4 protein-coding genes and 1 pseudogene are annotated in these 14,290 nt (G+C 71.3%); all 5 read right to left on the bottom strand.

What is annotated here, in order from left to right:
• Nucleotides 1–56: 56 nt before the first annotated feature.
• Nucleotides 57–4,805, bottom strand: coding sequence for a type I polyketide synthase (locus ACFSVL_RS44375; protein WP_378313944.1), 4,749 nt, complete (start codon nucleotides 4,803–4,805; stop codon nucleotides 57–59).
• A pseudogene (locus tag ACFSVL_RS44370) lies at nucleotides 4,790–9,796 on the bottom strand (SDR family NAD(P)-dependent oxidoreductase); the annotation flags it as partial. The gene ACFSVL_RS44375 and the pseudogene ACFSVL_RS44370, both read right to left, overlap by 16 nt.
• A 217-nt stretch (nucleotides 9,797–10,013) precedes the next feature.
• Entirely contained in the window at nucleotides 10,014–10,886 is an 873-nt protein-coding gene (locus tag ACFSVL_RS44365) for a nucleotide disphospho-sugar-binding domain-containing protein (RefSeq protein WP_378313834.1), read from the bottom strand.
• Between the two features lie 101 nt (nucleotides 10,887–10,987).
• Nucleotides 10,988–13,543: an ABC transporter permease gene (locus ACFSVL_RS44360; protein ID WP_378313833.1), complete on the bottom strand. Its 2,556-nt coding sequence runs from the start codon at nucleotides 13,541–13,543 to the stop codon at nucleotides 10,988–10,990.
• A complete protein-coding gene (locus tag ACFSVL_RS44355) occupies nucleotides 13,540–14,280 on the bottom strand; it encodes an ABC transporter ATP-binding protein (protein WP_378313831.1) in 741 nt (246 codons plus the stop codon). Before ACFSVL_RS44355 ends, ACFSVL_RS44360 begins: the two co-directional genes overlap by 4 nt.
• Nucleotides 14,281–14,290: the final 10 nt, after the last annotated feature.

Raw genomic sequence — 14,290 nt, 5'->3', positions numbered from 1 at the left:
CTTCGTCAGACATCTGGAGAACCTCTTGTCGCGGTGTAGTGGGCTGGCCGTGTGGGTCAGGCGCCGAGTTCGTCGTCGATGAGGGCGAAGAGTTCGTCGGTGGTGGCCGCTTCGAGCGCTTCGGAGCCGGACTGACCGCCCGAGAGCGTCTGGTGCAGCGCGGCGACCACCGCCTGCAGCCGGGGCAGGATGCGGGACCGGTCGATCTCCGCGGCGTCGAGCGCGGCGGCCGCCGCTTCGAGCCGGTCGAGCCCGGCCTCGAGCGGGACCTCCGTCTCGCCCGCGCACAGCTGGCTCCAGAGGTGCTCGGCCAGCGCCTGCGGGTTGACGTGGTCGAACGCGACCGTGGCGGGCAGCTTCAGTCCGGTGCCCGAGCCGAGCCGGTTGCGCAGGTCGACCGCGGTCACCGAGTCGAAGCCGAGTTCCTTGAAGGCCCGCGCGGGCTCCACCGCGCCGCCGTCGTCGTACCCGGCGACCGCGGCGACCTCGCCGCGCACCAGGTCCAGGACAGTCCGGCGCTGTTCGGCCGGACTCAACGAGGCCAGCCGGGTGGCGAGATCGCCCGCGCCCACCGGTTCGGCGTCGGCCTGGTCGGCCGCCGCCTCGGGAATGCCGCGCAGCAGCGGGCGGGGCCGGGCGAGCTGGTAGACCGGCGCGAACGCGGACCAGTCGATGTCCGCGACGACCAGCTGGGACTCGTCGTGGTCGAGCGCCTGGCCGAGGGCTTCGACGGCCAGCCTCGGGTCCATCTCGGCCAACCCCATGCGGCGCAGCAGATCGCTCGCGTCCGCGTCGACCATGCCGCCCCCGCCCCAGGAACCCCAGGCCACCGCGGTCGCGGTGCGGCCGGCCGCACGACGGCGGCGGGCCAGGGCGTCGAGGTAGGCGTTGCTGGCGCCGTAGGCCGGCTGGCCCGAAGTGCCCCACACCGCGGCACCGGAGGACATCAGGACGAACGCGTCGAGTTCGGTGTCGCCGAGCAGCCGGTCGAGCAGCGCGGCACCGGTGACCTTCGCCCGGATCGCGGCGGTGAACTCCTCCGCCGTGACGTCGGCCAGCGCGGGTTCGCGGGTCAGCACCCCGGCGGCGTGCACCACGGCGGACGGCGGGTGCTCCGCGAGCAGCTTGGCCAGCGCTGTCTCGTCGGCAACGTCGCAGGCCACGACGGTGACGCGGGTGCCGGACAGCTCTTCCACCAGCTCCCGCGCGCCTTCCGCTTCGAGGCCGCGACGGCTGGTGAGCACCAGGTGTTCCGCTCCGCGAGCGGCGAGCCAGCGTGCGACGTGTCCGCCGACCGCGCCGGTGCCGCCGGTGATGAGCACGGTGCCGCTCGGCTGCCACGGTTCGGCCGCGTCCGGGCCGAGCGGGGCGTGCACCATCCGCTTGGCGAACACTCCGGACGGCCGGATCGCGACCTGGTCCTCGTCGTTGACGCCGGACACGACTGCGGCGAGCTTGGCCGCGTCGTTCGAGTCCGTGATGTCGACCAGGCCGCCCCAGCTGCCGGGCTGGTCCAGCGCGACCACGGTGCCGAGGCCCCAGACCGACGCGGCTTCGGGGTCAGCGTCGGAGAAGGCGTCGACCGCGACCGCGCCTCGGGTGACGACCCAGGCCGGAGCGTCGATCTCGTTGTCCCGCAACGCTTGCAGCAGGGCGATCGTGGTGAGCGTCGGGTTGTCGTCGAAAGCGAGCAGCGACAGGACGCCGTCGAACGGACGGACTGCGGTGGCCTCGCCGAGCAGTTCGGCGAGCGCCGCGCGGTCGTAGTCGGCGGCGACCAGGCGGACGACGTCGCCCTGTTCGGCCAGCGTGTCCGCCAGTTCGGTCGCTTGCGCCACCCCGGCGGGGACGACGACCAGCCAGCTGCCGGTGAGTCCGCCGGTCACGCCGGACAGCGGGGCCCACGACACGCGGTAGCGCCAGGAGTCCACCGTGGACAGTTCGGTGCGGCGGCTGTGCCAGGCGGCCAGTGCCGGGACGACCTCGGCGAGCGGGCCGGTCCCGACGCCGAGCCGGGCGGCAAGCGCGTCGACGTCGCCGCCGGCCACGTCCTGCCAGAACTCCTGGTCGGCCACCGGGGTCGCCGCGGCCTCGACGGCGGCGGCTTCCTCTTCGAGCCAGAAACGCTTGTGCTGGAACGGATAGGTCGGCAGGTCGGCGATCTGCCCGCCGGGGACCAGCGAGAGCCAGTCGACCGAGCCGCCGCGGACCGAGTACTCCGCCATCGAGGTCGCGAACCGGGTCAGGTCGCCCTCGTCGCGGCGCAGGGTGCCGGCGACCGAGCCAGTGTGCCCGGTTTCGTCCAGGGTTTCCTGGATGCTCATGGCCAGCACCGGGTGCGGGCTGATCTCGATGAACCGCGTGTAACCAGCCTCGGCCAGCTGCGCGACGACCGGGGCGAACCGGACCGTGCGCCGCAGGTTGGCGAACCAGTACGCGGCGTCCACAGTGGACTCTTCCACCGCGTCGAGAGTGACGGTGGACGTCATCGCGACGTCACCGCGGCGTGGCGTGATCGGGCCGAGGTCGGCGAGCAGCCGGTCCGAAAGGTGTTCGACGTGCGCTGAGTGCGACGCGTAGTCCACCGGGACCAGCTTCGCGCGGAAGCCTTCGGCGACCAGCTGGTCGCGCAGCTCTTCGAGGGCTTCGGTGTCGCCGGACAGCACGGCCGACGTCGCGCCGTTGTCCGCGGCGACCGAGATCCGGCCGTCCCACGCGCCGAGCCGCTCTTCCAGCTCGGTCGCCGGGAGGCCCGCCGCGAGCATGCCGCCGCCGCGTCCGCCGAGGACGTCACCGATCGCCTTGCTCCGCAGCGCAACCACCAGCGCACCGTCCTCAAGCGACAGTGCACCCGAGACAGTCGCCGCGGCGATCTCGCCCTGCGAGTGGCCGATCACCATGTCCGGCTCGACGCCGTGCGCACGCCACAGCGCGGCCAGCGACACCATGACCGCCCACAGCATCGGCTGCACGACGTCGACGCGATCTGCCGGCGGAGTGCCCGGTTCGCCGCGCAGGACCTCGATGACCGACCAGTCGGTGAACTTCCGCAGCGCGGTGTCGCATTCGGACATTCGGGCGGCGAAGGCCGGGGACTGCTCGATGAGGTCGAGCGCCATGCCAGTCCACTGTGAACCCTGACCGGGAAAGACGAAGACGGTCCTGCCTCGCACGTCCGCGGTACCGGTGAGCACGTCCGGACGCGAAGAGCCGGAAGCCAGCGCGCGCAAGGCTTCCTCGGCCTGCTTGCGGTCCTGAGCGACGACTACCGCCCGGTGGTCCAGCGGCGCGCGTCCGGTGGCTAGCGTGTGGACGACGTCGGCGAGGTCACTGTCCACTTGCGCCAATTGTCCAGCGGCCTCGGCGAGCGCGGCGGGCGTCTTCGCCGACAGGGCCAGCGGATAGACGGCGGCCGGAGGTTTAGCGGCTTCCTCCGTGACCGGGGCTTGTTCCAGGATCACGTGCGCGTTGGTCCCGCTCACGCCGAACGACGACACCGCCGCCCGCCGCGGCCGGGTCACCTCGGGCCACTCCTGCGCTTCAGTGAGCAGCTCGACCGCGCCGGACGTCCAGTCGACGTGCTTCGACGGCGTCCCGACGTGCAGTGTCTTCGGCAGCCGGGCGTGCCGCAGCGCCTGCACCATTTTGATCACGCCCGCGACGCCGGCGGCAGCCTGCGGGTGCCCCATGTTCGACTTGATCGAGCCGAGCAGCAACGGCGCTCCGCTGCTGCGCTGGCCGTAGGTTTCCAGCAGCGACTGGGCTTCGATCGGGTCGCCCAGCGCAGTCCCAGTGCCGTGTGCCTCGACAGCGTCCACATCGGACAGCGACAGCCCGGCGTCGGCGAGCGCGGCCTCGATCACGCGGACCTGCGAAGGGCCGTTGGGCGCGGAGAAACCGTTGCTGGCCCCGTCCTGGTTGACCGCCGAGCCGCGCAGCAGCGCGAGCACCCGGTGCCCGTTGCGCTGGGCGTCGGAAAGCCGCTCCAGGACCAGCACACCGACGCCTTCGGCCCACGAAGTGCCGTCCGCGTCGTCAGAGAACGACTTGCTCCGACCGTCCGCCGCGAGACCGCGACGGCTGCAGAAGTCCACGAACATCTCCGGCGTACCCATCACCGCGACCCCGCTCGCCAGCGCGAGCGTGCAGTCGCCGCGACGCAGCCCCTGCGCGGCCATGTGCAGCGCGACCAGCGAAGACGAGCACGCGGTGTCCACCGACACCGACGGTCCTTCCAGACCGAGCGTGTAGGAAACCTGGCCGGACACGAGGCTGCCGTCCGGGCTGCCGCCGCTGTAGTCGTGGTACATGACGCCGGCGTAGACGCCGGTCGAGCTGCCCTTGAGCCCGTGCGGGTCAAGCCCGGCGCGCTCGAAGGCCTCCCACGACGCTTCGAGCAGGATCCGCTGCTGCGGGTCGGATCGGCGGGCGTCGCGCGGGCTGATGCCGAAGAACTCGGCATCGAACTCCGCTGCGCTGTAGAGGAAACCGCCGTGCCGGGTGTAGGTCTTGCCGGGCCGCTCGGGCGTCGGGTCGTAGACGCCCTCGATGTCCCAGCCGCGGTCGGCCGGGAACTCCCCGATCGCGTCGCGGCCCTCGTCGACGAGGTCCCACAGGTCGTCCGGCGTCCGGACGCCCCCGGGGTAGCGGCAGCTCATGCCGATGATCGCGATCGGCTCGGTGTCGCGCGCCTCCAGCTCGTGCAGCCGGCGGCGGGCCTGCTTCAGATCGGCCGTCGCACGCTTCAGGTAGTCGCGGAGCTTGTCCTCGTTGCTCATGGTCTGCCCGTTCATGAGATGCCCAATTCGTCGTCCAGGACGGCAAACAGCTCGTCGTCGGTGGCCTCGTCCAGATCGGCTTCGGTTTCTGCTCCGGCGTGCGCGTCGGTCCACTTGCGCACGAGCGCGTCCAGCCGCGCGGTGACCTTCGCGGTCGACCCGTTCAGCGTTCCGGCCGCGCCGCCGAGCAGCGCCTCCAGCCGGTCGATCTCGGTCAGCAGCGGTTCGGCCGGACCGCGGCCGGCGCCGAGCAGCTCGTGCAGCCGCCGCGCCAGCGCGGCCGGGGTCGGATGGTCGAACACGATGGTCGCGGTCAGCTTGAGCCCGGTGCGGGCGCCGAGCTGGTTGCGCAGTTCGACGGAGGTGAGCGAGTCGAAGCCCATCTCCTGGAACGCGCGCTCCGGCTCGACCGCGGCGGCGTTCGCGAAGCCGAGGATCGCCGCGACCTGCTCGGACACCAGGCCCAGCAGGTGCTCCTCGCGTTCGGCCTCGGGCACGGTCGCCAGGCGGGTCACCGCTACCGGAGCCTTTTTGACCGGTCGGCGCACCATGCTCCGGAGGACCGGCGGCAGGTCGTCGGTCCGGGCGCGCAGGGCGGCCTGGTCCAGGCGGACCGGCGCGAGCACGGGTTCGGCCGAGGTCAGGCAGGCGTCCAGCAAAGCGAGCGCTTCGTCGGTCGCCATCGGCGGGGTGCCGAGGCGGCGGAGGCGGCGGAAGTCCGCTTCGGACAGTTCGCTCGCCATGCCGCCGTCCTCGGACCACGCGCCCCAGCACAGCGAGGTCGCCGGAAGTCCTTGTGCGCGGCGGTGTTCGGCCAGTTCGTCGAGGAACGCGTTGGCGGCGGCGTAGCCCGCCTGCCCGGCCGCGAGGACCGTGCTGGCGGCAGACGAGAACAGGACGAACGCGTCGAGGTCGCTCGTCAGCTCGTGCAGGTGCCAGGCCCCGTCGACCTTCGGCGCGAAGACGCGGGCGGTCTCGTCCTCGGTGAGCGTCTCGACGCGTCCGGCCGAGGGCACGCCAGCCGCGTGGATCACCGCGGAGAGCGGGCCGACGGTGGCGAGGAGGTTCCGCACCGACTCCGCGTCGGTGACGTCGCAGCTTTCGACCGCGACCGTCGCGCCTAGTTCGCTCAGCTCGTCGCGCAGTTCGGCCGCGCCGGGGGCGTTCGCTCCCCGACGGCTGGTCAGCACCAGGTTCCGCACGCCGTGCTTGGTCACCAGGTGCCGGGCGACGACCGCGCCGAGTCCGCCGGTACCGCCGGTGACCAGCACCTTGTCCCAGTTCAGCTCGGCCGGTTCCGCAGTGACTGTGGTGAAGCGCGGGGCGAAGACCTTGCCGTCGCGGACCGCGGTTTCCGGCTCGCCGGTGGCCAATGCCTTCTCCGGGTCGCCGTCGACCAGCACGAACCGGCCGGGGTTCTCCGCCGCAGCTGCACGGACCAGGCCCCACGCCGGGGCCAGCGCCGGATCGACGTCCTCGCCCTGCACGGAAACCGCGCCGCGCGTGACGACCGCGAGCCGGCCGTCGCCGTCGAGCGTTTCCTGGATCGCGGCAAGCACCTGAGCGGCGATCGCCCGCGCTGCTTCCGGCACTCGACGCTCCGATGTGGACACTTCGAGAATGCGGAAGTCCTGCGGTGCAACGGTTTCAGTGACTGGATCCCAGTTGACGCGATACAGCGCGTCCTTCGCCGGCGCCAGCTTGAGCGCCCGCGCGGCGAGCGCCTCGACAGTCAGGACCGGGCCGCCGGTGGCGTCGGCGATCTGCAGGGTGATCGCGTCGGTGCCGGCCGGGGCGACCCGGACCCGCAGCGTCGACGCGCCCGGCGAGTGCACTGTGGTGCCGCTGAACGAGAACGGCAGCATCGGCTCGGCTCCGCCTTCTGGGGCCGGGCCGAGGAGTTGCGCGTGCATGGCGGCGTCGAGCAGGGCGGGGTGGACGCCGTAGTCGCGGGCCTCGGCACCGTCGGGAAGCGTAACCTCCGCGTAGACGACGTCTCCCTCGCACCACATCGCTTGCAGGCCCTGGAAAGCAGGGCCGTAGTCGTAGCCCAGTGCGGCGAGGGTTTCGTACGGGTCGTCCAGCTCGACCTTGGTGGCTCCGGCGGGCGGCCATTCGGTGAGGTCGAACGACGGCGGTTCCGCAGTCGGGGCAACGAAACCGCTCGCGTGCCGGGTCCAGGCTTCGGCGCTGTCGGGTCGCGAGTGGACGGTGACCGTGCGTCGGCCGTTCTCGTCCGCGGCCTCGACGGAGACCTGGATCGCGGCGCTTTCGGTGAGGGTGAGCGGAGCTTCGAGGGTGAGTTCCTCGATGTGCGCGCACCCGGCTTCCTCGGCGGCGCGGTGCACCAGCTCGACGAACGCCGTTCCGGGCACCAGGACGGTGCCGAGCACGACGTGGTCGGCGACCCAGCCGACGGTGCTGGTCGACAGACGGCCAGTGAGCACCACGGCGTCGGTGTCCGGCAGGTGGACGACGGAACTCAGCATCGGGTGCTCGGCGGGGCGCTGGCCGTGTTCGGTCGCGTCTCCGCTGGTCGCGGCGGCGGGGAGCCAGTATCGGGTCTTGCGGAAGGCGTAGGTCGGCAGGTCTACGCGGCGCGCGCCCGGGTAGAACGCGGTCCAGTCGACCTCGGCACCGCGTGCGTGCAGCGTCGCAAGCGCGGTGACGGCGGTGATCGCTTCGCCACGGTCCTTGCGCAGAGCCGGGACGAACGCGAGCGTGTCGTCGTCAAACCCGTTCTGGGCGGCCGCGGTGAGGACTGCGGACGGTCCAATTTCGACAAACGTGCGGACGCCTTCGTCCACCAAGGACTGGACCCCGGCGTGGAACCGGACTGCTGCGCGGACTTGGCGCACCCAGTAGTCCGGAGTGGACAGATCTTCGTCAGAGCCGACGGTGGAGACGATCGGGATCAGCGGCTTCGCGTAGGTAAGCTTCTCGGCCACGACGGCGAACTCGGCCAGCATCGGCTCCATCAGCGGCGAGTGGAACGCGTGCGACACCTTGAGCTTCGAGGATTTCCGGCCCGCGAACTCCTGGATCACGGCAGCGACCGCATCCTCGGTGCCAGAGAGCACCACGGAGTCCGGACCGTTGATCGCCGCGATGCTGACCTGGTCAGTCAGAAGCGGCGTGACCTCGTCCTCGGTCGCCTGCAGGGCCACCATCGAACCACCGGACGGCAGCGCCTGCATCAGCCGCGCCCGCGCGCCGACCAACGCCGCAGCGTCCGGCAGCGAGAGAATCCCGGCTACATGCGCGGCAGCCAGCTCGCCGATGGAGTGGCCCAGCAGGAAGTCCGGCTTGATCCCCCACGACGCCAGCAGCCGGAACAACGCCACCTCGACCGCGAACAACGCGGGCTGGGTGAAGCCGGTGCGCTCCAGTTCGGCAGCGTCGTCGAGGACTGTCTTCAGTGGACGGTCCAGGTGCGGGTCAAGCTCGGCACACACAGCGTCGAAGGCTTCGGCGAACACCGGGTACTTCGCGGCGAGTTCCGTGCCCATCCCGGCGCGCTGCGCACCCTGGCCGGTGAAGAGGAATGCGGTACGGCCATTGGTGCGGCGGTCCCGGACGATCTCGCGCGTGGCACCGACCAGCACCGCGCGGTGGTCAAGCGCGGACCTGGTGGTGGCCAAGGAGAAACCGATATCGGTCGGCGAGCCTTCGAGGCTTACGAGCTGGTTCAGCTGGGCGTCGAGCGTGTCGGCGGTGTCCGCGGAAACCGGCCAAGCGAGCACCGGCACCTCGACCGGTGCGGCGGCCTCCTCGACCTGCTCGGCCTGTTCGACGATCACGTGCGCGTTGGTGCCGCTGATCCCGAACGACGACACCGCGGCGCGACGGGCGCGTCCGGTCTCCGGCCACGGGCGGGCCTCGGTGAGCAGCTCGACCTCGCCTGCCGACCAGTCGACGTGCGGCGAGGGCGCGTCGACGTGCAGGGTCTTCGGGAGCACGCCGTGCCGGATCGCTTCCACGACCTTGATCACGCCGCCGACCCCGGCCGCGGCCTGGGTGTGCCCGATGTTCGACTTGAGCGAGCCCAGCCACAGCGGCTCACTGCGGTCCTGGCCGTAGGTCGCGAGCAGCGCCTGCGCCTCGATCGGGTCGCCAAGTTTGGTGCCGGTGCCGTGGCCTTCGACGAGGTCGACGTCCGATGTGGTCAGTCCGGCCGACTCCAGCGCCTGGCGGATCACCCGCTGCTGCGCGGGTCCATTGGGGACAGTCAGGCCGCTCGACGCGCCATCGGAGTTCACCGCGGAACCCCGGACGACGGCGAGCACCGGGTGCCCGTTGCGGCGAGCTTCGGAAAGCCGCTCGACCACGAGGACGCCCGCGCCCTCGCCCCAGCCGGTTCCGTCGGCCGCGGCGGCGAACGCCTTGCAGCGACCGTCGTCGGAAAGGCCGCGCTGCTCGGAGAAGTACACGAAAGTTTCGGGAGTGGCCATCACCGTGACGCCGCCGACCAGCGCGAGCGAACAGTCCCCGCGCCGCAAGGCCTGCGCGGCCCAGTGGAGCGCGACGAGCGACGACGAGCACGCGGTGTCCACGCTCACCGCCGGTCCTTCGAGGCCAAGTGCGTAAGCGACCCGGCCCGAGACGACGCTGCCGGCGGCCGCGTGTCCGGCGTAGTCGTGGTACATGACGCCGGTGAACACGCCGGTTTCGCTGCCGCGCAACGTCTCCGGCACGATCCCGGCCCGCTCCAACGCGGTCCACGAGGTTTCCAGCAGGATCCGTTGCTGGGCGTCCATGGCGAGCGCCTCGCGCGGCGAGATGCCGAAGAACTCCGGGTCGAATTCCGCCGCGTCGTAAAGGAATCCGGCCTCGCGGGTGTTCGTGGTGCCGGGCCGCTCGCCGGTGGGGTCGTACAGCGTGTACAGCGGCCAGCCGCGGTCCTCCGGGAACCCGCCGATCGCGTCGGTTCCGGTGGCGACGAGGTTCCACAGGTCCTCGGGCGACGTGACGCCGCCCGGGTACCGGCAGGCCATGCCGACGATCGCGATCGGCTCGCCGTCGCGCTCGCGCGTTTCCTGCAGCGCCCGCTTCGCTTCGCGAAGATCGGTCGTCGCGCGTTTGAGATAGGCGAGCAGTTTGCGCTCGTTCTCGCCGCCGGACTGGAAGTCGCTACTCACGCCAATCGCCCCGCCTAACCGCGAAAAGGGTGGAAAGTGCCACGTCGGGAACGCTACCGACGGGCCTGGCGTGTCCCCACCCCTAGCGGCCCCACATTCAGCTGGCCAGCGCGGCGACGACCGCTCGCGGAGCCGGCGACGCGGCCACCTCCGCACGCAACGCGTTCGCACCAGCGCGAAGCGTTTCGTCCGTCAACCGGGAAATCTCGTCCGCCGCACCGGAAAGGCCAGCACTCGCGGCGGTTACGCGAGTGCCGAAAGCGGATTCGGTCAACGACAACTGCGGCAGTCCATACGCGACCGCCGCCAGCGCCAGGGCCTCGTCACCGTCGTGCACCACTGCCGCACACGTTGGCAGTACGGCGGCCGGTGGCGCGGAGTCGACAAGCTTGACCTTCTGCGGCAATTCGAGCCCGGCGGGAAGTTCCGCCGCACAGACCAGTTCGATGTCCACATTAGACATCGCGCGGAAGAGCGGCTCGTACCACGACGGATCGTTCAGCGACAGGAGCACGCGCGCCCGGCGTGCCTTGCGGCGCAACCAAGTCGGCACCTCGACTGGACCGAAGTACGGCACATGCCGCAGCGGCTGTCCAGGAGAATCCCGCAGGGAAGGCGGAACGACATCGAGCGTAAGGTCCGCAGCGTCGTCCGGCTCATCGGCTGGCCCCAGTACTCGCACCGCTTTCGCCTCGACGGCACGGGCTGCGGCAATTCCGGCGGGCGCATTCGAGACCACCGCGTCCGGCCGCCACAAGTGCGCGAACTCGACCAGCTTGGCGGATTCGGTGAGCGCCGGGTCGCCGTCCTCGAGTTCGACCGCGACACAGCCGGTCCGGAGGATCTCCTCGACGAACTCCGGCCGGCCGGCGACTTTCACGTCGTGCCCGGCGCTGCGCAACGCCCACGCGAGGGGCACCAGAGTGTGCAGGCGGGCCGTTGCCGACGGCGCGGCCAGGAGTACACGCATGGGGATCACTCCAGATACGAAAACACCGGGTCGGCCCGGGAATGGACAGTCCTCACGAGACTAACCACCCCGGGTCGACCCGGCGTACCCCTAGAAAACTGTTACTGCCCGGGCATTTTCACCGCTTCGATGGCGTTGCGGCGCATCGCCAGCCTGGCCGAGAGCGCGGTCGCCGGCCACACGATCAGGAAGATCGCGAGGATTACGGCGAGGAACACCCAGATCGGCCCGGACGGGATGATCTCGCCGGTGGTCAGCGCCATCGGGATCACGGTGAAGAGCGAGATCACGATGCCGAGCACCAGCCCGGTGACCGCCACGATCCCGCCTTCCACGAACAGCATCCGCCGGATCTGCCCCCGGTCCGCACCGGCGAGCCGCTGCGCGCCGAACTCCCGCCGTCGAGCCAGCACGGCCACCGCAAGCGTGTTCACCGCGGCGATCGCGGCGTAGGCGATGGCGAGCACGGCCAGCAGGTAGTTGATCAGCGCTTCCACGTCGGCACTCGCCTGGAAGCTCTCGGCGAGCGCGCTGTCGTCGCCGACCGTGACCCCGGGCCAGTCCTTCGCCCGGTCGGACAGCGCCGACACGATCGCACTGGCGTCCCCGCCCCGCACGAGCACCTGCGACGACAGGCCGCTGGTGGTGTGCGCGGCCAGCAGCTCGGCGGGCAGCACCATGCTCGCGTAACTGGACGGGCTGTCCAGCAGCGCGACCACGGTGACCGGGACCTGCGCCCCGTCGCCGAGCCGCATCTTGATCTTGGACCCGACCTTGACTTCCAGGTTCTCGGCGACCGACACCGGCAGCGCCACGGAGTTCCCGCGCAGCTCGGTGAGCGAGCCTTCGGTGACCTCGGTGGCGAGCACCGTGCCGCCCTGGTCCTGCGCGGCGACGCCCATCAGCCGCAACGGGTCGCTTCCGTTGCCGTCGTAGGGCTCCTCGACCCAGCCGGAGCTGGTGACGAGCGGCGACGACGTCGAAACCCCTGGCGTGCTGCGGATCTGCGCGAGCTCGTCCGGGGAGAACCCGCCCGCGGTCGAGCTGACCACCGCGTCCGCCTGCAACTGCCCGGCGTACGCGGCGATCTGCGCTTTCTGCGCGGTGGTCTCGGAGTACACGTTGCCGAGCGCGACCGCGCTGGCGAGCGTGATCGGCGTGAGCACCGCGGCGAACGCGACTGCCCGCGCCCGGGTGTTGATGACCGCGAGCGTCGCGTCGCGGCCGGCGACCCGGCGCACGAACGGACCGAACCGGTCCACCACCCAGGCGAGGATCTCCGGACCGAGCAGCGCGACGCCGATCGCACCGGTGAGCACCGCCGGACCGCCGATCGCCGACGCGGTGTCGGCGGGCATGAAGATCGTGGTCGCGGCGAGCAGCACGGTGGCCGCGCCGCAGATCAGCGCGCCCATGCGGCGCATCGCGTTCACCTTGACGCCCGGGATCGCCGCCTCGGCCAGCGCCTGGATGGGCCGGGCCCGCGCGGCGGCCAGCGCGGCGAACCACGCCGCCCCGAAGGTGATCGCGAGCGTGGCGACGATGCCTGCCGCGAACGCGATGATGTCCTGGGTGAAGGAGAGTTCGTCCGGCACGATGCCGAGCGACCCGCTGGTGCTGAAGATCCAGTTGCCGAGCAGGCTGCCCAGGAACGCCCCGCACACCGCGGCGAGCGCGCCGACCGCCATCGTCTCCATGACGACCATGCGGTGCACCTGTTTCGGCGTCGCGCCGGTCGCCCGCAGCAGCGCGAGTTCCTGCTGCCGCTGCCGGACGGTGAGGCTGATCGTCGCGGAAACCACCAGCGCCATCACGACCAGCACCATGCCGCCGAACACCGCCGCGAGCAGGATCAGCGGCAGCTGGCTTCCGCTCACGCCAAGGAATTCGGCCGAACCGCGATCGTCGCCGGTCAGCACGGTGAGCGACGGGACCTGCTCGGAAATCTTGGTCGCCAGGTCGCCCGGGTCGACGCCGTTGGCCGGGAACACGCCGACGAGACCGACGGTGCCCGGATGCGGGTTGAACCGCTGCGCGTCCGCGACGGAGAAGAAGAACGCGGGCGCCTTGACGGTCTGCGAAGGCTCCGCGACACCGGAAACCTGGAACGACTGCCGCTGCCCGTTCACCGCCAGATCGACGGCCGAACCCGCGTGCACGCCTGCCGAGGACGCCGTGGCCGCGTCAAGCACGACCTGTCCCGGCGTGTTCGGAGCCGTGCCCTCGGTGAGCTTGTATCCGCCAAGCGAAGCCGAATCCCAGCCGTGTCCGGAAAGGACAGACGCGCCCGACTCGGCGGGCGCACCTTCGTGCAGCAGCACCGTCGCGAACGACACGTCCGGCACCGCCTGGCCGACGCCCTGCACCGCGGAGATCTTCGCGACCTGGTCCTCGGGCAGCACGGCCCGCTCGGCGTACGGGACGACCTCGGATTCCTCGTCCGGCAGCTTGAATCCGGCGGACCCGCCGACCACGAGCGGAGCCGCGGACAGCCGCTGCGGCTCGGCCTTCAGCACGATCGCCGTCTCGAACAGCCCGGCGCACGCGATCAGCAGCCCGCAGCCGATGAGGATCGCGACGAACGACGCGAGCGACGCCGCCGCGCGGTACCGGAGGCTCGACAGCGCGAGCGCGAGCACCACTCGCCGCGAACTCACCGCTGCCTCCGGGATTGCTCGCCGAGGTGGGCCAGCGTGCTGGCGACCGCGTCGACGCTCGGCGAGGCCATCTGCGAGACGATCCGGCCGTCGACAAGGAACAGCACGTTGTCCGCGTGGGACGCCGCGACCGGGTCGTGGGTGACCATCACGATGGTCTGGCCCGCGCTCACCAGCTCGCGCATCAGGCCGAGCACCTCGAGCGCCGTGGTGGTGTCGAGCGCGCCGGTCGGCTCGTCGGCGAACACCACCGCCGGGCGGGCGGCGAGCGCGCGGGCGATCGCGACGCGCTGCTGCTGCCCGCCGGACAGCTCGCCGGGCCGGTGCTTCACGCGCTGGGCCAGCCCGACGCGCGCGATCACCTGGTCCACCCACGCCTTGTCCGGCGCGCGGCCGGCCAGCAGCGTCGGCAGCGTGACGTTCTGTTCCACGTTCAGCGCCGGCATCAGGTTGAACGACTGGAAAATGAACGCCACGTGCTCGCGGCGCAGCTCGGTGAGCTGGGTTTCGTTCTTGCCCTTGAGGTCGGTCCCCACGAGGGTGACCCGCCCCGAGGTGGGCGTGTCCAGGCCGGCGGCACAGTGCAGCAGCGTGCTCTTGCCGGAACCGGACGGGCCCATCACCGCGGTGAAGGTGCCCGCCGGGAACGCGACGGACACGCCGGCCAGCGCTTCGACCGCGCTCTCGCCGCGGCCGTAGGTCTTGTGCACCTCGTCCAGCTGGACGGGCGTTGCCACGGAAGTGGTG

Origin of the sequence: Amycolatopsis silviterrae (assembly GCF_042684085.1) — a bacterium.
Lineage (GTDB): Bacteria > Actinomycetota > Actinomycetes > Mycobacteriales > Pseudonocardiaceae > Amycolatopsis > Amycolatopsis silviterrae.
The sequence above is the reverse complement of the archived record's forward strand: the minus strand, read 5'-3'. Positions and strand labels throughout refer to the sequence as shown.

Coding starts and splice junctions, on each gene's coding strand:
- ACFSVL_RS44365 (WP_378313834.1), bottom strand. CDS start 10,886: ATGCGTGTACTCCTGGCCGCGCCGTCGGCAACGGCCCGCCTGCACACT.